The sequence below is a fragment of the Hoeflea sp. IMCC20628 genome, assembly GCF_001011155.1.
Classification (GTDB): Bacteria; Pseudomonadota; Alphaproteobacteria; order Rhizobiales; family Rhizobiaceae; genus Hoeflea.
Genome location: NZ_CP011479.1, coordinates 3,838,708 through 3,859,968, shown reverse-complemented (window position 1 = coordinate 3,859,968; position 21,261 = coordinate 3,838,708). Strand labels below are relative to the sequence as shown.

The 21,261-nt window shown below is 59.9% G+C and carries 18 protein-coding genes; 12 read left to right on the top strand and 6 right to left on the bottom strand.

Annotated elements, in window-relative coordinates:
• Positions 1-14 precede the first annotated feature (14 nt).
• From rfbF to IMCC20628_RS18110, 4 genes are read left to right on the top strand one after another with little or no spacing between them, the layout of a single operon-like run.
• Complete coding sequence (gene rfbF / locus IMCC20628_RS18125; RefSeq protein WP_047031368.1) at positions 15-785, top strand: glucose-1-phosphate cytidylyltransferase; 771 nt, start codon at positions 15-17, stop codon at positions 783-785.
• Entirely contained in the window at positions 770-1,906 is a 1,137-nt protein-coding gene (rfbG, locus tag IMCC20628_RS18120) for a CDP-glucose 4,6-dehydratase (RefSeq protein ID WP_082128218.1), read from the top strand. Before rfbF ends, rfbG begins: the two co-directional genes overlap by 16 nt.
• Positions 1,903-2,484 carry a dTDP-4-dehydrorhamnose 3,5-epimerase gene (gene rfbC, locus IMCC20628_RS18115; RefSeq protein ID WP_343123244.1) on the top strand — a complete coding sequence of 194 codons (582 nt, stop codon included), beginning with the start codon at positions 1,903-1,905 and terminating at the stop codon, positions 2,482-2,484. The genes rfbG and rfbC overlap by 4 nt, the downstream gene beginning before the upstream one ends.
• Positions 2,484-3,713, top strand: a complete 1,230-nt coding sequence (locus IMCC20628_RS18110) for a class I SAM-dependent methyltransferase (RefSeq protein ID WP_047031367.1) — start codon at positions 2,484-2,486, stop codon at positions 3,711-3,713. Before rfbC ends, IMCC20628_RS18110 begins: the two co-directional genes overlap by 1 nt.
• Positions 3,714-3,811: 98 nt before the next feature.
• Here IMCC20628_RS18110 and IMCC20628_RS18105 read toward each other — a convergent pair whose 3' ends face one another.
• Positions 3,812-4,921, bottom strand: a complete 1,110-nt coding sequence (locus IMCC20628_RS18105; RefSeq protein WP_047031366.1) for a DegT/DnrJ/EryC1/StrS family aminotransferase — start codon at positions 4,919-4,921, stop codon at positions 3,812-3,814.
• 144 nt (positions 4,922-5,065) lie between these two features.
• Here IMCC20628_RS18105 and IMCC20628_RS18100 point away from each other — a divergent pair, with 144 nt between their 5' ends.
• On the top strand, positions 5,066-5,920 hold the full coding sequence (locus tag IMCC20628_RS18100; protein WP_197078336.1) for a D-amino-acid transaminase: 855 nt from the start codon (positions 5,066-5,068) through the stop codon (positions 5,918-5,920).
• 54 nt (positions 5,921-5,974) lie between these two features.
• On the opposite strand, the gene IMCC20628_RS18095 is transcribed toward IMCC20628_RS18100, so the two are convergent.
• Complete coding sequence (locus IMCC20628_RS18095) at positions 5,975-6,763, bottom strand: SDR family oxidoreductase (RefSeq protein WP_047031365.1); 789 nt, start codon at positions 6,761-6,763, stop codon at positions 5,975-5,977.
• A 118-nt stretch (positions 6,764-6,881) separates the two neighbouring features.
• Between IMCC20628_RS18095 and pyrC the strand changes: the two genes are divergently transcribed.
• The 3 genes from pyrC to IMCC20628_RS18080 all read left to right on the top strand — a co-directional run bounded on the left by pyrC (position 6,882) and on the right by IMCC20628_RS18080 (position 9,681).
• Positions 6,882-7,919, top strand: a complete 1,038-nt coding sequence (gene pyrC / locus IMCC20628_RS18090) for a dihydroorotase (protein WP_047031364.1) — start codon at positions 6,882-6,884, stop codon at positions 7,917-7,919.
• 99 nt (positions 7,920-8,018) lie between these two features.
• Complete coding sequence (locus tag IMCC20628_RS18085; protein ID WP_047031363.1) at positions 8,019-8,717, top strand: orotate phosphoribosyltransferase; 699 nt, start codon at positions 8,019-8,021, stop codon at positions 8,715-8,717.
• 40 nt (positions 8,718-8,757) lie between these two features.
• Positions 8,758-9,681: a carbohydrate kinase gene (locus IMCC20628_RS18080; protein WP_047031362.1), complete on the top strand. Its 924-nt coding sequence runs from the start codon at positions 8,758-8,760 to the stop codon at positions 9,679-9,681.
• A 6-nt stretch (positions 9,682-9,687) separates the two neighbouring features.
• Here IMCC20628_RS18080 and pgi read toward each other — a convergent pair whose 3' ends face one another.
• From pgi to fumC, 4 genes are all read right to left on the bottom strand, one after another.
• Positions 9,688-11,340, bottom strand: coding sequence for a glucose-6-phosphate isomerase (gene pgi / locus IMCC20628_RS18075; protein WP_082128217.1), 1,653 nt, complete (start codon positions 11,338-11,340; stop codon positions 9,688-9,690).
• A 106-nt stretch (positions 11,341-11,446) separates the two neighbouring features.
• Positions 11,447-13,129 (bottom strand): long-chain fatty acid--CoA ligase, encoded by a 1,683-nt coding sequence (locus IMCC20628_RS18070; RefSeq protein WP_047031361.1) that lies wholly within the window; start codon positions 13,127-13,129, stop codon positions 11,447-11,449.
• A 283-nt stretch (positions 13,130-13,412) separates the two neighbouring features.
• Positions 13,413-14,297, bottom strand: a complete 885-nt coding sequence (gene ppk2, locus IMCC20628_RS18065) for a polyphosphate kinase 2 (RefSeq protein WP_047031360.1) — start codon at positions 14,295-14,297, stop codon at positions 13,413-13,415.
• A 56-nt stretch (positions 14,298-14,353) separates the two neighbouring features.
• Positions 14,354-15,745: a class II fumarate hydratase gene (gene fumC, locus IMCC20628_RS18060; RefSeq protein ID WP_047032735.1), complete on the bottom strand. Its 1,392-nt coding sequence runs from the start codon at positions 15,743-15,745 to the stop codon at positions 14,354-14,356.
• A gap of 138 nt (positions 15,746-15,883) precedes the next feature.
• Here fumC and phoR point away from each other — a divergent pair, with 138 nt between their 5' ends.
• The 4 genes from phoR to pstA all read left to right on the top strand — a co-directional run bounded on the left by phoR (position 15,884) and on the right by pstA (position 21,246).
• Positions 15,884-17,152 carry a phosphate regulon sensor histidine kinase PhoR gene (phoR, locus tag IMCC20628_RS18055; RefSeq protein ID WP_052766529.1) on the top strand — a complete coding sequence of 423 codons (1,269 nt, stop codon included), beginning with the start codon at positions 15,884-15,886 and terminating at the stop codon, positions 17,150-17,152.
• A gap of 181 nt (positions 17,153-17,333) precedes the next feature.
• Positions 17,334-18,362 carry a substrate-binding domain-containing protein gene (locus IMCC20628_RS18050; protein ID WP_047031359.1) on the top strand — a complete coding sequence of 343 codons (1,029 nt, stop codon included), beginning with the start codon at positions 17,334-17,336 and terminating at the stop codon, positions 18,360-18,362.
• A gap of 68 nt (positions 18,363-18,430) precedes the next feature.
• Positions 18,431-19,891, top strand: coding sequence for a phosphate ABC transporter permease subunit PstC (gene pstC / locus IMCC20628_RS18045; RefSeq protein WP_047031358.1), 1,461 nt, complete (start codon positions 18,431-18,433; stop codon positions 19,889-19,891).
• Positions 19,888-21,246 carry a phosphate ABC transporter permease PstA gene (gene pstA / locus IMCC20628_RS18040; RefSeq protein ID WP_047031357.1) on the top strand — a complete coding sequence of 453 codons (1,359 nt, stop codon included), beginning with the start codon at positions 19,888-19,890 and terminating at the stop codon, positions 21,244-21,246. The genes pstC and pstA overlap by 4 nt, the downstream gene beginning before the upstream one ends.
• Positions 21,247-21,261: the final 15 nt, after the last annotated feature.

Below are 21,261 nucleotides of genomic sequence, written 5' to 3'. Positions count from 1 at the left end.
CCGGGAGCCAGATCATGAAGGTTGTCATCCTGGCCGGCGGCCTCGGCTCCAGGCTATCGGAAGAAACCCATCTCAAGCCAAAACCCATGGTGGAGATTGGTGGACGACCGATCTTGTGGCACATCATGAAGCTTTATCACGGCCATGGCTTGAGAGATTTCATCATCTGCTGCGGGTTTCGCGGCTATGTGATCAAGGAATATTTCGCCAATTATGCGCTGCACATGTCGGACATGACCTTCGACATGTCTGACAACACCGTCCATTTCCATCGCCAGAGCGCCGAGGATTGGCGGGTCACGCTCGTTGATACCGGCGAAACCACGCTCACCGGTGGCCGGCTGAAGCGGGTTGCCTCCTATCTTGAAAGTGAAGAGAGTTTTTGCTTCACCTATGGCGATGGTCTGTCCGATGTCGACATTGCCGCGACCATGGCTTTCCATAAATCTCATGGCCGTCTGGCCACGGTGACTGCGGTGCGTCCGCCAGCCCGTTTTGGTGCGCTCAAACTGGATGGCAATGCGGTTCAGGGCTTTGTCGAGAAACCTGAAGGCGAGGGTGGCTTTATCAATGGCGGCTTTTTCGTCCTCTCCAATCCGGTTCTCGATCGTATCGAGGGAGACCGGACCAGTTTCGAAGACGAACCGCTGGCCACGTTGGCACAGGAAGACCAGTTGCGCGCCCACTTCCACCGCGGTTTCTGGCAGCCGATGGACACGTTGCGCGACAAGACCATGCTTGAGGCGCTCTGGACCGAAGGGAACGCACCATGGAAAAGCTGGTGACAGCGGAAAAGCTTGCAAGCGAGGCAAAGGCGGTAAATCAGGCCTTGCCCGATCCGGATTTCTGGCGCGGTCGCAAAGTGCTTCTGACCGGGCACACCGGCTTCAAGGGTTCGTGGCTGCTGTACTGGCTGGAAGCGATGGGCGCGGACGTGACCGGCTGCTCACTGCCGCCTGAGCAACCTTCGGCACTGTTCCCGCTGCTGCACTCGGAAGGCCGGCTGTCCGGCGAAATTGCCGATATCCGCGATGCGCAGCAACTGACCAGTCTTGTCGAGCGCGCACAGCCCGAAATTGTCCTCCACCTCGCCGCCCAGTCACTTGTCCGCCGCAGCTATGCCGATCCCGTAGGCACCTTCGCCACCAATGTGACAGGCACCAACAATCTGCTGCAGGCGCTGGCAAAGACAGGAACAGCGCGGGCCATCGTCGTCACCACGACCGACAAGGTCTACAAGAATTCAGGCGACGGTCACCGGTTTCGTGAAAACGATCCGCTGGGCGGTGAAGATCCCTACTCGGCCAGCAAGGCAGCTTGCGAGATGGTGGTGGCCGGCTGGCGTGCACATTTTGAAGACAGCCGTTGCGGCATCGCTACCGCGCGCGCCGGCAACGTAATTGGCGGCGGCGACTGGGCCGAGGACCGGCTGTTTCCCGATGCGGTCCGGTCCTGGTCCAAAGGCGAGATTCTCTCGGTGCGAAGGCCGCTCGCCACCCGGCCCTGGCAGCATGTGCTCGAGCCGTTAAGGGGCTATCTGGTACTGGCCGAAAGGCTCGCATCCGGCGCTGATCTCGCTCCGGCCTACAATTTTGGTCCCACTGAAGACAGCGCCACGGTGCGTGACGTGCTGACGCTTGCCGCATGCCATTTCGGCGGCGCCGGGATTGAATATGCCGAAATCCTGGAGGGTCCGGCGGAGGCCGAAGCATTGGCGCTCGATCCATCGCTTGCAGCAAGCGATCTGGCCATCTCCGGGCTCTGGGGACTGGACCAGACCGTGGCGCTGACCGCGCGCTGGTATCGCGAACTTCTGGGCGGGAGGTCGGGCAGGGATCTATGCGAAGAGGATTGCAGCACCTATTTCGAGGCAGCAAGCCGTGCATCGAGCGGGGTGCGCCGATGAGCGCATCGCCGTTCACCATAACGCCGCTCATGCAAGCGGCGGAAGGCGAAGCAGGTATTGGTCCAGCGCTTGTGCGCCGCACGCCGCTGTTTGACGACCGCGGCGCCTTTGCCCGGATTTTCTGCGCCGAGGCTCTGGCAGAGATTGGCTGGCCGGGAGCTGTTTCCCAGGTCAATCACAGCCGCACCACCCGTCGCGGTACGGTTCGTGGGCTGCATTTTCAGCTTCCGCCCCATGCCGAGGCCAAGCTGGTCATCTGCATTCGCGGCGCGGTACATGACATTGCCGTCGATATTCGCGCCGGCAGTCCGACCCGGTATACCCATGTTGCTGCCGAACTGTCAGCGGAAACCGCAACCGCGATGTATGTACCCGAGGGCTTCGCGCATGGCTTTCAGGCACTCAGCGACGATGTCGAGCTGATCTATGTTCACTCTGCCCCCTATATCGCAGCAGCGGAAGCAGGTCTTCGCCACGATGATCCGAAGCTCGCGATTGCCTGGCCTTTGCCGGTTACTGGGATGTCGACGCGCGATGCATCGTTCCCGTTGATTGCAGATGCAGAGATTGCGTTGTGATGTACTGCAGGCATTGCGGCGGCGCTGATTTCATCCCGTTTCTCGACCTGGGGCTGGCGCCGCCATCCAATTCTTATCTTGAGGCTGAAGACCTTGCGCGTCCGGAAAAAAGCTATCCGCTGGTCATCCGCACCTGCACCGAGTGCTGGTTGACCCAGACCGAGGATTTCGCCGACCGGGAGGAGTTCTTTTCCGGCGACTATGCCTATTTCTCGTCGTTCTCCGGCACCTGGCTTGATCATGCCAAGACCTATGTCGAGGACATGCGCGACCGGTTCGGTCTCGGGCAACACAGCCTTGTCGCCGAGATCGCCGCCAATGACGGCTATCTGCTGCAATATGTCAAAGCGCTCGGTATCCCCTGCTATGGCGTAGAGCCGACGCACAACACGGCCCAAGCCGCGCGCGCCAAGGGCATTGAAATTGTCGAGGAGTTTTTTGGCTTCGCGCTGGCCAGACAGCTGGCAGGCGAGGGGCGACAGGCGGATCTGATCGCCGCCAACAATGTGCTGGCACATGTGCCCGACATCAATGATTTCGTCGCCGGTTTTGCCGGGCTGCTCAAGCCTGCGGGCGTGGCGACATTCGAATTTCCGCATATTCTGGAAATGGTCTGCGGCAACCAGTTCGATACTGCCTATCACGAACATTATTCCTATCTGTCGCTGCTTTCAGTCGAGCGGATCTTTGCCCAGAACGGGCTTACGGTTTTTGATGTCGATGTCACGCCGCATCACGGCGGCAGCCTCAGGGTTTATGCCTGCCGCTCGGATCATCACGCCCATGCGCTAACGCCGACGGTGGCGGCGATGATCGAGGCCGAGCGCGATGCCGGACTTGGTGGCGCGGCGTTCTATTCAGGCTTCCAGGCCAGCGCTGAAGCCGCCCGGGACTCATTTCGCGGCTTTCTCGCGGAAGCGAGCACCGCCGGGCTCAAAGTGGCGGCCTATGGCGCGGCCGCCAAGGGCAACACGCTGTTGAATTTCGCAGGCAGCACAGCGCGCGACATTGCGTTTGTCGTCGACCGCAATCCGGCCAAGCAGGGACGCTTCATGCCCGGCTCGCAGATTCCGATTGTCGACGAGGCGCATCTCATCTCAGAGCAACCAGACAGGGTAGTGATACTGCCATGGAACATCGAGACAGAAATCAGGACCCAGCTTTCCTGTATCAGCGATTGGGGTGGGCAGTTCGTGACCGCGATTCCGAAACTGGCGATCCGGAGTTGAACGGGCTGGACACGATTGAACGGACCGGGCAGGCAGAGCCCACCGAGGCGTCAAAACCACGCAAACGCGCGCTGTGATCCACGCCCAGGAAAGCCTGGTTATGCAGTCAGCATCCCGGTGATCACCGCAGCGACGCGCGTTTGGGCTGCTTCATCCATGTCGTGATAGCTCGGCAGGTTGATGGCGCGTGAGGCGATGTCGTGGGCGATGACATTGCCGGGGCGGGTATCAAACATCGGCAACTCCGACAGCGGCCAGAAGAACACCCGCGCATCGATATCGGCCTCCTGAAAGGCGCTGATCAGCCTCTCGCGGCTGACGCCGGTGTCCCGGTCAAATACCACGGTCGGCATCCAGTAGCCGTTGACGGTGCCGTCTGGTTCGGCATTGAGCGAAAGCCCGTCCACGCCCGACAGAAGTGCACGGTAGAGCTCCATGATGCGCCGCTTGCCGGCGATCAGATCGTCGATCCGCTCGACCTGGGCGCAGCCGATCGCCGCGGACACATTGGCCATCTTGAACTTGTAACCGGTCACGGTCGGGAAGAACTGCCGCGGTTCGCTCGGGTCCCTGCCGTGATTGGAGAGCGTCGTCACTTGCGCAAAAAGTGCTGCATCATTGGTGACGAACATACCGCCTTCGCCGGTGGTCATGGTCTTGGTGCCGTGAAACGAAAACGTGCCGAATGCGCCCATCGATCCGGCACGCCGGCCCCACCAGCTCGAGCCGATGGCTTCCGCCGCATCCTCGATCACCGCCACGCCGTGGCGGGCGCCGATCTCCAGAAGCCGGTCCATGTCACCCATCGATCCATATAGGTGAACCGCGATGATCGCCTTGGTCCTGGGCGTGATCGCCGCTTCAACCAGCGCCGGATCAAGGCACCAGGTGTCTTCCAGAATATCGACCAGCACCGGCGTCGCGCCCAGATGCACCACGGGTGCCACCGAGGCGATCCAGTTGCTGTCAGCCAGTATCACCTCATCGCCCGCTCCGACGCCAAGGGCCGCTAGGCCCAGATGCATCGCGCCGGTGCAGCTCGATGTTGCGACAGCGTGGGCGACACCAAGATGGGCGGCAAAATCCCGTTCGAGCCGGTGGATGTAATCGTAGCACTGCGCGCCCCAGCCGTTGCGCGCCGCATCGGTTGCATAGTCGACCTCGAGCTCTGTGATCGATGGTTTTGTATAGGCGATGCGTTGGGTCATGGGCGGGTTCCGGTAATCGGGAGGCCCCCGGTCTAGCGTTTCGAACCTGCGCGGAGATTGCGCCGTGTTTTAAAGAAAAAACCGGTTGGCGGCGGGCCGGAAATTCTGGCAAGACAGGACGCAGCCACAGACAAGGGGATCGAGATGCGCACAGTTTATGTCAACGGAGCCTATGTGCCCGAGAACGAGGCAAAAGTCTCCGTGTTTGACCGCGGTTTCCTGTTTGGCGACGGCATCTATGAAGTGGCAGCTGTGCTCGGCTCGAAGCTCATCGATTTCCCGGCGCATATGGCGCGGCTGCACCGCTCCGCCGACGAACTCGGCATGCGCTTTACCGTCAGCGATGATGATTTGCTGACGATCCACCGCGAGCTGGTCAGCCGCAACAGCGTCGACGAAGGCATGGTCTATCTGCAGATGACCCGCGGCGCTATTGACCGCGATTTTCTGTTTGATACCGAAAAACTGACGCCGACGCTGGTCCTGTTTACCCAGAGCCGCCCGTTGATCGACACGGCGACGGCGAAAAACGGCTTGAAGATCATCTCGATCCCGGACCTGCGCTGGGGTCGCTGCGATATCAAGACCGTGCAACTGCTCTATCCCTCGCTGGGCAAGATGGAAGCCAAATCCCGAGGCGCCGACGATGCCTGGATGGTTCGCGACGGAATGGTGACCGAGGGCACGTCGAACAACGCCTTCATCGTCACCCGCGAAGGCACGATCGTGACCCGGCCGCTGTCGCATTCGATTCTGCCCGGCATCACCCGCTCCGCATTGATGACCTATGCCGCCAAGAGCGGTACAAAGATCGAAGAGCGTGAGTTCAGCATCGAGGAAGCCAGGAACGCCGCCGAGGCTTTCATCACCTCGGCGTCTGTCTTTGTCGGTCCGGTGATTTCTATCGACGGTGTTGAACTCTCGGGCGGCAAGCCCGGTCCCGTGACGCTGGATCTGCGAAAAACCTATATCGAGGAAAGCCTCACGCGCGCCGTTTGACCCGACGCCTGAGGAAAAACAACCGGGCCATCCTGGCCCGGTTGTCATGTCGAATCAGATCGACTTGATCGCGCCGCCATCGCAGCGGATCATCGATCCGTTGATGTAGCTAGCCCGCGCGCTGACCAGGAACGCAGCCGTGGAGGCAAACTCTTCCACCGCGCCATAACGTCCGACCGGTATTTGCCCCTGTGCGGCCTTCGACACATCTTCAATGCTCTTGCCGGAGCGCTTTGCGTTTGCGGTATCGAGTTCTTTCAGCCGGTCGGTGTTAATCCGTCCAGGCAGAAGCATATTGAAGGTCACGCCGTCGCCGGCGGTCTCGTTGGCCATGGATTTCGACCAGCCGCCCAGCGTCGATCTCAGCGCATTGGACAGACCGAGATTGGGGATCGGCTGGATCACGCCGGAGGAGGCTACGGTCAGCACCCGGCCCCAGCCCTGCGCGCGCATGCCGGGCAAGAACCGCGCGGTGATGTCCATCACGCTCAGCACCATGATTTCGAACTGCCGGTGCACCACGGAAAGATCGGCGTCGCTCATGGAGCCGGGAGGCGGACCACCGGTGTTGTTAACCAGAATGTCGAGCCCGCCGAATTCCTTGTCAACGGCCTCTTCCAGCAGTGCCGGTGTGCCCTTGTCTGACAGGTCCGAAACCACAAACCGTGCGGTCCCCGCGCCACGCGCATTGATGGCGTCGACAGCGGCTCCCAACCGGGCGGCGTCACGTCCGGTAATCAGCACATTGGCGCCTTCCGCCGCGAGTGCCTCGGCGATGCCGAGCCCGAGTCCGCGTGATGAGGCCAGCACCAAGGCCCGTTTTCCTGTCAATCCAAGATCCATGTTCTCTTTCCCTGCTTGCCTGTTGCCTGCTAAAGGCTTGGGTTATATGTCCCCGTCGGGGCGCGAAAGGTCAACCCGCCTCACATCAATTTGACGCGGCGATGGAGTAAACAGAACCATGGACGAAATCACCATCCCCAGGCCCGATGACTGGCACCTGCATTTGCGTGACGGCGCCATGATGGAAGGCGTGCTGCCCTATTCGGCTCGCGATTTCGCCCGCGCCATCATCATGCCCAATCTGATGCCGCCGGTAGTCACCAGCGCGGATGCGCTGGCCTATCGCGACCGCATTCTGGCCGCCTTGCCGAAGGGGATGGATTTCACCCCGTTGATGACGCTCTATCTGACCGAGGGTACCGATGCCGCCGATGTCGCCAGCGCCCATGCCTCGGGTCTTGTGACCGCCGTCAAACTCTATCCGGCGGGTGCGACCACCAATTCCAGTTCCGGTGTGCGGGATCTGGGCAAGGTCATGCCGGTGCTGGAAAAGATGGCGGAGATCGGCATGCCACTGTGCATTCATGGCGAAGTCACCGATGCAACGGTCGATATTTTTGACCGCGAGGCTGTCTTCATCGAAACTGTGCTCGATCCACTGCGCAGCAAGTTGCCGGAACTGAAGATCACGCTCGAGCACGTCACCACATCCAATGGTGTGGACTATGTGATGGGAGCGGACACCAATCTGGCCGCCAGCATCACCACCCATCATCTGATCATCAACCGCAACGCCATTCTCGCCGGTGGCATCAAGCCGCATTACTATTGCCTGCCGGTGGCCAAGCGCGAGAGTCATCGTCTGGCGCTGCGCAAGGCCGCAACCTCGGGCGACAGCCGCTTTTTCCTCGGCACCGATTCGGCCCCGCATGTCGATCCGCTGAAGGAATGCGCCTGCGGTTGCGCCGGCATCTTCACCTCGATCAACACTCTGTCCTGCCTCGCTCACATCTTTGAGGAGGACAAGGCACTCGACAAGCTGGCCGGATTTGCCAGCCTCAACGGCCCCGCCTGGTATGGCCTTCCGGTCAATCAGGAGATGGTTCGGCTGGTGCGGCGCGAGGCGCCGGTGGTCTGGCCGGACAAGATTGAAACCGGCGACGGGCCGGTCACGGTTTTCGATCCGCTTTTGCCCATCCACTGGGAAGTTGCCTAAAATGCTTTCATCAGCCGCACCTAGCTGATATTTGCAGCGCCAGCATCGGACTGAGACTTGCCGGTGGAGAGTGACCGATCACGAACTGGGGTGATACCGATGTTTTCCAATACATTTCCTGACAAGGCCAAGATCGCTGACCTCGTCGCCCATCAGTTGCTGGAAATCGGCGCGGTACATTTCAATTCCACCGAGCCATACACACTGGCTTCCGGAATGAAGAGCCCGGTCTACATTGACTGCCGCAAGCTGATTTCCTATCCGCGAATCCGCTCGGCTGTGATGGATTTCGCCGCAGCAACGGTTCTGTCAGAAGCCGGCTTCGAGCAGTTCGACTGCATCGCCGGCGGCGAGACGGCAGGCATTCCCTTCGCAGCCTTCCTGGCCGAGCGCCTGGCGCTGCCGATGATCTATGTTCGCAAGAAGCCCAAGGGTCATGGCCGCAATGCGCAGATCGAGGGCGAATTGCGGGAGGGCTCGCGGGTTCTGGTAATCGAGGATCTGACCACGGCCGGCGGCTCGATGTTCACCTTCATCGACGCCATCCGCGAGGCGGGCTGCACTGTCGATCACGGCATTGCGCTTTTCTACTATGGAATTTTTGCCGAAGCAGAGCAGCGCTTTGCCTCTGGCAAGGTCAAGCTGCATTACCTCGCCACCTGGCGCGATGTGCTCGCCGCGGCGACGAAGAAGCAGGCTTTTGATCCGGCGACGCTGGCCTCTGTCGGGGCCTTTCTCGATGCACCACTTGACTGGTCGGGCAAGCATGGCGGCGTTTCCGAATTGCCGGGACAGTGACAACAACAGGCCGCACTGACCGGTCAGGGGGAGTTAATCGATGATCATTTGCTGTGGTGAGGCCCTCATCGACATGCTGCCTCGGACCACGACCGCAGGCGAGGATGCGTTTTCGCCCTATGCCGGTGGCGCGGTGTTCAATACGGCGTTGGCGCTTGGCCGTCTCGGGCTCGACACAAGCTTTTTCACCGGACTGTCGAGCGACATGTTCGGCGATATCCTGCGCGAAGCGCTGACCGCGAGCGGCGTTGACCACAGCCCTTGCGCGACGCTTGACCTGAACACGACGCTGGCCTTTGTGCGGCTCGTCAACGGTCAGGCGAGCTATGCCTTTTTCGACGAGAACACCGCAGGCCGGATGATTACCGAAGCCCATTTGCCGGCTCTTGGCGGTGATGTGGAAGCGTTACATTTCGGCGCGATCAGCCTGATCCCGGAGCCCTGCGGTTCGACCTATGAAAGCCTGATGCGGCGCGAGCACGGATCGCGGGTGATCTCGCTTGATCCCAACATCCGCCCCGGCTTCATCACCGATACCGCCAAGCACCGGGCCCGCATCGACCGGATGATGGCGATGAGCGATATCGTCAAGATGTCGGACGAAGATCTCGAATGGTTCGGCCAGCCCGACATGGAGACTGCCGCCAGGACCTGGTTGGCGCAGGGCCCCAGCCTGGTGGTTTTCACCCGCGGTCCCAATGGCGCCATCGGGTTTAGCAATGATCACACGGTTGAAGTTGACGGAGTGCCTGTCACCGTCGCCGATACGGTGGGCGCTGGCGATACCTTCAATGCAGGCATCCTGGCGTCCTTGAAGCGGGACAATCTTCTGACCAAACAGGCGATCAGCTCACTGTCTGCCGAGGCCATCTCCAACGCGCTCAGCCTCGGCGCCAAGGCTGCCGCCGTCACGGTCTCGCGGCCCGGCGCCAATCCGCCCTGGGCCAGCGAAATCGGGTTCTGATCGGCTCTATTCGCGCATCTTGCGAATGGTTGCCGCCAGCATCAGCGTCGAGGCGTCATGGCCCTCGCCGGAGCTTTCGCCCTTGACCACGGGCAGCAGCCCGGTCGCCAGTTCCTTGCCCAGTTCCACGCCCCATTGGTCAAAAGCGTTGATGCCGAAGATCTGCGCTTCCACGAACACCCGGTGTTCATAAAGCGCGATCAGCCGGCCAAGCGAAAATGGCGTCAGTCGGTCATGCACCAGCGTGATCGAAGGCCGGTTGCCCGGGAATGTCTTGTGTGGCGCAAGCCGGTCGGCTTCAGTCTCTGAGACACCACTGGCGATCAGCTGGCTGCGGGCCTCCTCACGGGTCCGGCCACGCATCAGCGCTTCCGATTGCGCTAGGCAATTGGCGATCAACAACTGGTGCTGATGCTTGAGCTGCGGTTCATGGCCATTGGCGGCGATCATGAACTCCACCGGAATGACGTCGGTGCCCTGATGCAGAAGCTGGAAAAATGCATGCTGGCCATTGGTGCCCGGTTCACCCCAGACGGTCGGTCCGGAGGCGGTCTCAAGCGCCTTGCCGTCAATGTCCACGGATTTGCCGTTTGATTCCATGTCGAGCTGCTGCAGATAGGCCGGAAAGCGCGACAGCCGCTGCTCATAGGGGATGATTGCCCGGCTGGGATACTGGCAGGCCAGACGATGCCAGACACCGAGCAAGCCTAGAAGCATGGGCAGGTTCTCGTCCACGGGTGCTGTCTTGAAATGCGCGTCCATGGCGCGCGCGCCGGCCAGAAATGCACTGAAATCGTCGCGGCCGATGGCAAGCATCAGCGGCAGTCCGATGGCCGACCACAGCGAATAGCGGCCGCCGACCCAATCCCAGAATCCGAACACCCGGGTCTCGTCGAGACCGAATTTGGCCACTTTGTCGAGTGCTGTGGAGACGGCGGCAAAGTGCTTTGCCACCGCATCTTCACCCAGCTTTGAGACAATGAACTCGCGTGCAGTTGCGGCATTGGTCATGGTCTCGATGGTGGTGAAGGTCTTGGAGGCGACGATGACCAGCGTTGTCTCCGGGTCGAGACCGGGCAGCGTGTCGGCGATATGGGCGCCGTCGACATTGGAAACAAAATGCACCCGCGGCCCGTCATGATAGGGCGCCAGCGCCAGTGTCGCCATCACAGGCCCGAGATCGGAGCCGCCGATGCCGATATTGATCACATCGGTGAAGGCCTTGCCGGTTGCGCCGCAAATCGATCCATTGCGAACGCCGTCGGTGAAGTCTCCCATCGCGCCGAGCACCGCATGGACCTGCGGCACAATATTTTCGCCGTCAACCCGGATGTCTTCATCCGGGCCGGCGCGCAAGGCCGTGTGCAGCACGGCGCGGCCTTCGGTCAGGTTGATCGCGTCGCCCGCAAACATCCGGTCGCGCTGGGCTCCAACATCTGCTGCCCGGGCAAGGTCATTCAGCAGTGTCAGCGTGGTGTCATCGATGGCGCATTTGGAAAAGTCCATCCGCAGATCATCAAGTCCGACGGTATATCGCCGGGCGCGGTCCGGATCGGCCAAAAAGACTGCCCGCATATCCGTGACAGCGCCGCTGTCGCGGTGGGACTTGAGGTGAGACAGAGCCAGGGAAATGTTTCGCGACACAGAAAGGACCTCCATTTAGATCGCCCACCTATGCGGCGAGGCCCGCTGAAAATCAAGTTTTCAGCGGGCCTCATTGTGTGTTTCGGCAGTCTTGTCGATGCAGGTCGGACCGTTCGGACTGCTAGTCGCGCAGCTCGCGGCGCAGGATCTTGCCGACATTTGTCTTTGGCAGCTCATCCTTGAACACGACGATCTTGGGCCGCTTGTAGTTGGTCAGACCGGTAGCGCAATGGGCTTTGACATCGGCTTCGGTGAGGCTCGCATCCTTGCGGACGATGAACAGCTTCACCGCTTCACCGGAATGCTCATCCGGCACCGCGATTGCTGCTGCCTCGAGAATACCCGGATGCGATACCGCAAACTCCTCGATCTCGTTGGGATAGACATTGAATCCCGACACCAGGATCATGTCCTTCTTGCGGTCGACGATCTTGGTGTAGCCCTTGTCGTCCATGATGCCCATGTCGCCCGAGCGGAAATAGCCATCGCTGGTCATCACCTTTTCGGTCTCGTCGTCACGGTTCCAGTAGCCCGCCATTACCTGCGGCCCCCTGATGCAAATCTCACCGACCTCTCCGAGCGGTACAGCTTTGCCATCCTCGTCGCGAATGTCGATAAAGGTCGAGGGCAGGGGAAGGCCGATGGTGCCGGAGAAATCATCGGCATCAAACCGGTTGGCCGTCGCCACCGGTGATGTTTCGGAGAGACCATAGCCCTCAGAGATGACACAGCCGGTCAATGCCTTCCAGCGATCAGCAACCGGACGCTGCACGGCCATGCCGCCACCCAGTGACAGCAGCAGCGGCTTGAAATTCAGCTTCTGGAAGTCATCATTGTTGAGCAGCGCATTGAACAGCGTATTGAGACCGGGGAACACGTGGAATTCGTATTTACCGAGTTCCTTGACGAAGCCCGGAATGTCGCGCGGGTTCGGGATCAGGATGTTGTGGGCACCTTGTGCCATGCCCATCAGCGCGTTCACAGTCAGTGCGAAGATGTGATAAAGCGGCAGCGCGCAGACATAGACCAGCACGTCGGGCTTCGGCTTCTTGATGAAGGCAGCTGGAAGCCACAGGTCATTTTGTGCCGCGTTTGCCAGCACATTTGAATTGAGAAGTGTGGCGCCCTTCGACACACCCGTAGTGCCGCCGGTATATTGCAGAAACGCCACGTCGGTCGGCTTTATGTCGGCTGGCCTCAGTTTTTTGCCCTGACCAGCGGCCACCGCTGCCTTGAATCCGACGTGACCTGGAAGCGACCATTCGGGCACCATTTTCTTGACCTTGCGGACAACGAAATTGACCAGATGGCCCTTCAGTCCGAGAAGATCGCCCATTGTCGCTACGCAGACATGCTTGACGTCGGTACGGGCAATGACCTGTTGCAGGGTAATGGCAAAATTCTCGAGAATGATGATCGCCTTGGCGCCGGAATCCTTGAGCTGGTGCTCGAGTTCGCGCGGCGTGTAGAGCGGGTTGACGTTGACCACCGTATATCCAGCGCGCAGCACCGCTGCCATCGCCACCGGCATCTGCAGAATGTTCGGCATCATCAGCGCAACCCGGTCGCCCTTTTCAAGGCCCAGGGATTGCAGCCAGGCGCCCAGTGACGTCGTCAGTTGCTCCATTTGTGAATAGGTGATGGTCTTGCCCATGCAGGTATAGGCCGGACGATCAGCGAACCGCTTGAACGAATCTTCAATCAGCGCCGCAACCGAGGCATGGGCCAATGGCGCAATTTCAGCGGGCGTGTTGGGTGGATAGGATGGAAGCCAAATACGGTCGGCGGCAGCAGTGTTTGTCATGTCTCTCACTCCCTCATCTGTTCGGATGCGCGTTACCTTCTGGCTCGCTATCGGGCCCCCACCCTGCATCCGTCTTGACTAAAAGATTTAGAGTGGTGCTGCCTTGGTTGCAATGCCTTCCCTTGACGTAAACGTCACTATTTTCCGGGATAATCCTCAAGTTGGATGCAAAAACGAGGGATTTCGGGCGACTGGACGCCTCGCAAGCGCTGTTTAGGTCCGTTTGACCACTTACATGCGCCGTACCGCTTTTTTTCACCGATCCCGCGGGCGCTCCTCCGTGTCAGCCTTTAACTGCATCAACGCCTTCTCCGACGATGTTTTCGTCCAGATCTCCGATCGCGCCCTTGTCCTTGCCGGCATAGGGAAGCTGGGTCAAAATTGTGCGGATGACGTTGATGCGGGCCCGGCGTTTGTCATTGGCACGCACCACCGTCCAGGGGGCATGATCGGTGTGGGTCTCCTTCAGCATCAGATCGCGCATCTCGGTGTATTCATCCCATTTGTTCAGGCTGGCAATGTCCATCGGTGACAGTTTCCAGGCCTTGAGCTTGCTGTGTCGGCGGTCGTGAAACCGCTTGAGTTGCATCTCGCGGCCGATATTGAGCCAGAACTTGAACAAATGGATTCCGGCTTTCACCGGCATGCGCTCGAAATGCGGGGTTTCCTCGAGGAAGTGTGCGTGTTCCTCAGGCGTGCAAAAGCCCATCACCGGCTCGACGCCAGCCCTGTTGTACCAGGAGCGGTCAAACATCACGAATTCGCCGGAGGTGGGAAAGTGATCGACATAGCGCTGGTAATACCATTGCCCGCGTTCCGTCTCCGTGGGCTTGGGCAGCGCCACGATGCGCGCCGAGCGTGGGTTCATATAAGCGCGTGTCGCACCGATCGATCCACCCTTGCCGGCGGCGTCGCGACCTTCAAACACCGAAATAACCCGGTTGCCGGTCTCGCCGAGCCAGGTCTGGACCTTGACCAGTTCGATCTGCAGCGCCTCCAGCGTGTCCTCATACTCATCCCTGTCCAGTTTCTTTTTGTAGGGATAACCATCTGAGGAGAATGTATTGTCATCCACCCAGTCCGGCAGCTTCGGATCGTCAATGTCGAAAACCCGCTTCTTGCCGTCAATGTCTAGCTCGACAGCCCGGCTGTTGTCCTTCTTGGTCATGGTCTTTCCTTTGAGTGCTGTCTTGATCTGCAAAACGAGAGCGGAACGGGAAATCGCTAGCCCGGATGGGTCATGTCTTCCGGGCGGACAATACGGTCGTAGTCCTCTTCTGTCACGAGGCCCGTCTTCAATGCTTCCTCGCGCAAGGTGGTTCCGTTGATGTGGGCGGCCTTGGCAATCTTGGCGGCATTGTCATAACCGATGGTCGGCGCCAGTGCGGTGACGAGCATCAGCGAACGATCGAGCGCCGCCTTGATATTGTCTTCACGCGCCTCGATGCCGGTGACGCAATTGTCGGTGAAGGAAACCGAGGCGTCCGCCAGCAATTGCACCGACTGCAGAAAATTATAGGCCATCACCGGATTGTAGACATTGAGCTCGAAATGCCCCTGGCTTCCGGCGAATGTCAGCGCCGCATTGTTGCCGAACACCTGCACGCACACCTGCGTCATCGCTTCGCACTGGGTCGGATTGACCTTGCCCGGCATGATTGAGGAACCGGGTTCGTTTTCCGGCAGCGACAGTTCGCCCAACCCGGATCGCGGACCCGAACCGAGGAAGCGGATGTCGTTGGCAATCTTGAACAGTGCTGCGGCTGCTGCATTGATTGCGCCATGCGAGAACACCATCGCATCATGCGCCGCCAGCGCCTCGAACTTGTTCGGCGCAGTCACAAACGGAAGCTTGGTGATCTCGGCGATCTGTTTGGCAACCTTTTCGGCAAAACCGACCGGCGCATTCAGGCCGGTGCCGACCGCCGTGCCGCCTTGCGCCAGTTCATACAGGCCGGGCAGCGTCATCTCGATGCGTTTGATCGAGGACGCCACCTGTGCAGCGTACCCGCCGAATTCCTGGCCCAGTGTCAGCGGTGTCGCGTCCTGGGTATGGGTCCGGCCGATCTTGATGATCTTGGCAAAGGATTTTGCCTTTGCGTTAAGAGCCTCGTGCAGGTGCTTGAATGCCGGCAGCAGCACGTGAACGATCTGCTCTGCGCAGGCGATGTGCATCGCCGTCGGATAGGTGTCGTTGGACGATTGGCTCATATTGACGTGATCGTTGGGGTGGACCGGCTTCTTCGAGCCCATCTCGCCGCCCATCATCTCGATGGCGCGGTTGGAGATCACCTCATTGGCATTCATGTTGGACTGGGTGCCCGACCCGGTCTGCCAGACCACCAGCGGGAAATGCGCGTCGAGCTTGCCGTCGATCACCTCCTGGGCGGCGTCCAAAATCGCTGCGGCGAGCTTCGGATCAAGCCGCTTCAAATCCATGTTGGCTTCTGCTGCGGCGTGTTTGACAATGCCGAGCGCCCGCACGATCGACAGCGGTTGTTTCTCCCAGCCGATCTTGAAATTGCCAAGCGAGCGCTGGGCCTGTGCACCCCAATATTTATCGGATGGCACTTCGATCGGGCCAAAGCTGTCGGTTTCGGTGCGCGTGTTGGACATCATGGTTACCCTGTTTCAGCCAGTCATGGGCGCGAGCCCTCATTCATGAAAGGGCCACATCGTCATTGTGATTTCAAGCAGTGCAGGTAAACAAGTGACAGAATCAGCCATTATTGAACTCCGGGAGCATAGAGGCACATGGTTGAAACCAGGCGGGACGTGACCACCGAAGCTGAGGCCGACAACACTCTGACCGCCCGGGTCAAGCACCTTGCCCGGCCGCTTGGGGTCGGATCGGTGATGGCTGTTGCCGCGGTTCCCGCAGGACTGGAGCCCTGGCAGGCAATTGTTGGCTATGCCGCCTTTGCCGCAGGCTTGCTGGCCTGGCCTTCGGGAAAAGCGGCGAAGCAGTCGCGGGCTGCCGGCCAGTCAGACAAGGTGGCTCAGACTGATTTTGCCGTGGTCGAAGCCCTTGATCTGCCGACTGTCGTGTTTGATGCGGACACATTGGTGCTGCGCCAGAACGCCGCCGCGCGTTCGCTGGTCGGCGCCTATCCCGAACGCGCGTCATTGTCGGCGCGGATACGCTCGCCGGCCATTCTCGATCTCGTTGCCCGGGTGATGGCGCGCGGCGTGCCGGAGAGCGTGGAGCACGCGGAACGGGTCCCGTCCGAGCGCTGGCATGAGGTTCGGGTCGCGCCTGTTGCCGGAAACCCGGTAAGCGGTAGCCAGCTTTATGTACTGACGTTTCGCGACCTGACCGAGGCCCGGCGCATGGACCGGATGCGGACCGATTTTGTCGCCAATGCCAGCCATGAACTCAGAACGCCGCTCGCCTCGCTGATGGGATTCATCGAGACCATGCAGGGGCCGGCGCGTGATGACGAAGCCGCGCGCATCCGGTTTTTCGCCATCATGCTGGATCAGGCGCAGCGCATGGCCCGGCTGATTGATGATCTCTTGTCCCTGTCACGGCTTGAGATGCGGGCCCATGTCGCCCCCGATGGTCAGGTTGATCTCGGTCGCACCATCACCCACGTGGTTGATAGCCTGCGACCGATGGCCAACGATCTCGGCGTCGAAATTCAGCTTTCCCTGCCCGACAAAGCAGTGACGATCAGCGGCGATGTGGACGAACTGATCCAGGTTTTTTCCAACCTGGTCGAGAATGCCTGCAAATATGGTCAGGCTGGCAAGCGCGTGGAGGTCACTGTCGCTGACACGGACAGCGAAGGCGCTCAGGTCACTATCCAGGATTTCGGCCCCGGAATTGCCAAGGAACATGTTCCCCGTCTCACCGAGCGGTTTTACCGGGTCGATGTGGAGACAAGCAGGACCAAGAAGGGGACCGGATTGGGCCTGGCGATCGTCAAGCACATTCTCACACGGCACCGGGCCCGGCTGATCATCCGCTCCACACCGGGCGAGGGATCGACCTTTATTGTCAAATTCAACCCCGCTGAATAGGGCGATTTGGTCGTGACCAAAGAAATTCATAAGTTAAATCAGATGGATAGACTGTCATAAAACAGTGATGGAAGTGTCATAAAACGGAATCTCGCGGGGCCTAGAAAGGGCCAGCCTTAGATGGCTGACAAACGGTTCTAGCAAAGAGCCATGCCACCCTGACCCACGACGGGAGATTCTTATGAACGCACTCAAATTCGCCGCTGCCGCACTTGTGGCCTCCACGGCCTTCGCCGGCGCCGCTATCGCCCGCGACCAGATCCAGATCGCTGGTTCCTCCACTGTCCTGCCTTACGCCTCGATCGTTGCCGAAGCCTTCGGTGAAAACTTCAGCTTCCCGACACCGGTTGTCGAATCCGGTGGTTCGGGAGCAGGCCGCAAGAAGCTTTGCGAAGGCGTTGGCGAAAACACCATCGACATTGCCAATTCCTCTTCCCGCATCAAGCAGTCCGATATCGACCTCTGCGCATCCAATGGTGTGTCGGATATCCAGGAAGTCCGCATCGGGTATGACGGCATCGTTTTCGCCTCCGACATCAACGGCGTCGAGTTCGCCTTCACTCCGGCCGACTGGTACAATGCTCTCGCCGCCAAGGTTGTGAAGGACGGCGCACTGGTCGACAACACTGCCAAGATATGGGCTGACGTCAATCCCGACCTGCCGGCTCAGGATATTCTCGCCTTCATCCCGGGCACCAAGCACGGCACCCGCGAAGTCTTCGACGTCAAGGTTCTCGAAGCTGGCTGCGAAGCAACCGGCGCTGAAGAAGCCTTCAAGGCCGCAGGCGATGAAAAGGCAAAGGGCTGCACCGTTCTGCGCACCGACGGCGTGTCGGTCGACATCGACGGTGACTACACCGAAACCCTGTCGCGCATCGACGCCAACAAGAACGCAATCGGCGTCTTTGGGCTGTCGTTTTATGAAAACAACACAGACAAGCTTCAGGTTGGCACCATGTCGGGCGTCAACCCGTCGACAGAGACCATCGCTTCGGGCGAGTATCCGGTTTCCCGGCCACTCTACTTCTACGTCAAGAACGCGCATCTCGACGTGATCCCCGGTCTGCAGGAATATATCGAGTTCTTCCTGTCTGACGAAATTGCCGGTCCTGACGGTCCGCTGGCTGCCTATGGCCTGGTCTCCGATCCTGAACTGGCCAAGACCCAGGAAATGATCAAGAACCGCACCCCGATGGCTGCGCTCAACTAAACCCTTTGACGCCTAAAGGGGCGGCGCGTTCAGCGCCGCCCCTTTCCTCGCAAGCAGGGCGAACCGACATGACACCCAGTGTTCTCATTCTCATCGTGCTTGGATTGGCCGTTGCTGGCTATGTCCTTGGCCGGCAACGTGCGCTGAAGTCTGCTGCGCGCGATGGCACGAAACTGCATTCCCTGCCGGGATATTATGGCCAGTCTGTCGCCCTGTTTCTGGCCGTACCCGCGCTTTTCCTGCTGGGTGCGTGGCTGTTTTTGCAGCCGGTTCTCATCGAGAGCAGCATCAGTGGTAAAATTCCTGACAGCGCCATCCCCGATGGCGGTGCCAAAAGTCTGGTCATGGTCGATGTGCGCCGCATAGCAGGCGGACTGAGCGATATCATTGCCGAAGGCGAGATGTCGGAAGATGATCTCGCCCTGATGCGGGCTGATGTCACCGATGTTCGCGCGCGGCTTGCCACGGTCGGCGTGGCGCTCGGCTCTGATGTGTCGCCGGCTGTATTCGAGGTGGCCAAGGACTATCGAGATATCGAACTTGCCGCCGATTTCGTCCGCAACATTGCAGTTCTCGTCGTGGCGCTCGGCTTCGGTTACTGGGCCTGGGCGCGGATCCAGCCGAAATTGCGGGCGCGCAATATCAGCGAGACCTTCGTCAAGGCGCTGTTGATGGGATCGTCGCTGGTCGCGATTCTGACCACCGTCGGCATTGTCGGCTCGCTGCTGTTTGAATCCATCGAATTCTTCAAAATGTATCCCGCCGAGGATTTCTTCCTGTCGACAACCTGGAACCCGCAATTTCGCGGCGGATCCGATCTTGGTTTTCTGCCGCTGCTCTGGGGCACTCTTTATGTCTCGTTTGTCGCTCTGGTGTTTGCGGTTCCGATTGGCCTGATGATCGCCATCTACCTGGCCGAATATGCCGGCCCTACGCTGCGCAGTTTCGCCAAGCCCGCCATCGAGGTTCTGGCCGGGATCCCCACCATCGTTTACGGTCTCTTCGCGCTGATCACGGTGGGACCGTTCCTGCGCGACTGGATATCTCAGCCGTTCGGTCTGGGAACCTCGTCCTCATCGGTGATGACGGCCGGTCTGGTCATGGGCATCATGCTGATCCCGTTCATTTCCTCGCTGTCGGACGACATCATCAATGCCGTGCCGCAGGCGATGCGCGATGGCTCCTACGGTTTGGGCGCGACAAAGTCGGAAACCATCAAGCAGGTGATCCTGCCTGCAGCGCTTCCGGGCATTGTCGGCGCCTTTCTTCTCGCCGCCAGTCGCGCCATTGGGGAAACCATGATCGTTGTCATGGGGGCAGGCGCCTCGGCGCGGCTCGATCTCAATCCGTTCGAAGCCATGACCACGATCACCGTCAAGATTGTCAGCCAGCTCACCGGCGATACCGAATTTGCCAGTCCGGAAACGCTGGTCGCCTTCGCGCTCGGCCTGACGCTGTTTGTCTTCACCCTCTGCCTGAACATTCTGGCGCTTTATATCGTGCGCACATACCGGGAGCAGTACGAATGACCGAAGTCACAGCCAATACCGCCGTGACCGCCGGCGGCGTCAAGAGCGGATCGCTTTTCGAAGTTGGCGCTCGGACCCGCAAACGCCACAGGACAGAACGTCGTTTCCGGCTGATGGGTCTGGCGGCTGTCGTCTTCGGCCTGCTGGCGCTGGTCGGCCTGATGACCTCCATCCTGTCGAACGGGCTGTCGTCGTTCCGTCAGACCTATGTGACGATGGATGTCTATCTCGATCCTGCCAAGCTGGATAAAAAGGGAAACCTCGATCCGGCGGATATCCAGAAGATAACCACATTCACCATCCAGCCACTCATCCAGGCGTCGCTGAAGACCATGATGCAGGAGCGTGGCATTGCTGTCGAAGGGGTTGATGCCAAACAGGCATTCGAGCTCATTTCCAAGGAAGCGCCTGCGCAACTGCGCCATTTCGTGCTCAATGATCCGACGCAGATCGGCAAGACTGTCTCCTTCGACATGCTCGCGTCAGGCCGCATTGATGGCTACTACAAGGGCCGCGTGACGATGGACTCCGCGGCGCTCGACCGCAATATCTCGCCCGGACAATTGCAACTGGCTGACAAGCTGAAACAGGCAGGCATTCTGGAGGCCCGCTTCAACTGGTCGTTTTTCACTGCACCCGATGCCTCCGACACACGGCCGGAAGCTGCCGGTCTGGGCGTCGCCATTATCGGCTCGGCCTACATGATGCTGATCGTGCTGGTGCTGGCGCTGCCGATTGGCGTCGCGGCTTCGATCTATCTTGAGGAATTTGCCCCGCAAAATCGCTGGACCGACCTCATCGAGGTCAACATCGCGAATCTGGCCGCGGTTCCCTCCATTGTCTTCGGCATTCTCGGCCTGGCGATCTTCATCAATTTTGTCGGCTTGCCGCAATCTGCGCCGGTTGTCGGCGGTCTTGTGCTGACACTGATGACGCTGCCGACCATCATCATAGCCACCCGCGCGGCGCTAAAGGCTGTGCCGCCATCGATCAATGATGCTGCTCTCGGCATAGGTGCCTCGAAAATGCAGGCAATCTTTCACCACGTCCTGCCGCTCGCAGCACCGGGCATTCTCACCGGCACGATCCTCGGGCTTGCCCAGGCGCTGGGTGAAACGGCACCTCTGTTGCTGATCGGCATGGTGGCCTTCGTGCGCGAATATCCCGGAGCGCCGCCGGAGGGATTCTTTGATCCGGCATCGGCGCTCCCGGTTCAGGTCTACAACTGGACCCAGCGTGGCGATCCGGCCTTTGTCGAGAGGGCATCGGGCGCCATTATTGTGCTGCTGGTGTTTCTCCTGATCATGAACGCCATAGCCATTCTGCTGCGCCGCCGCTTTGAGCGCCGCTGGTAGATGCAAAAGATGCAA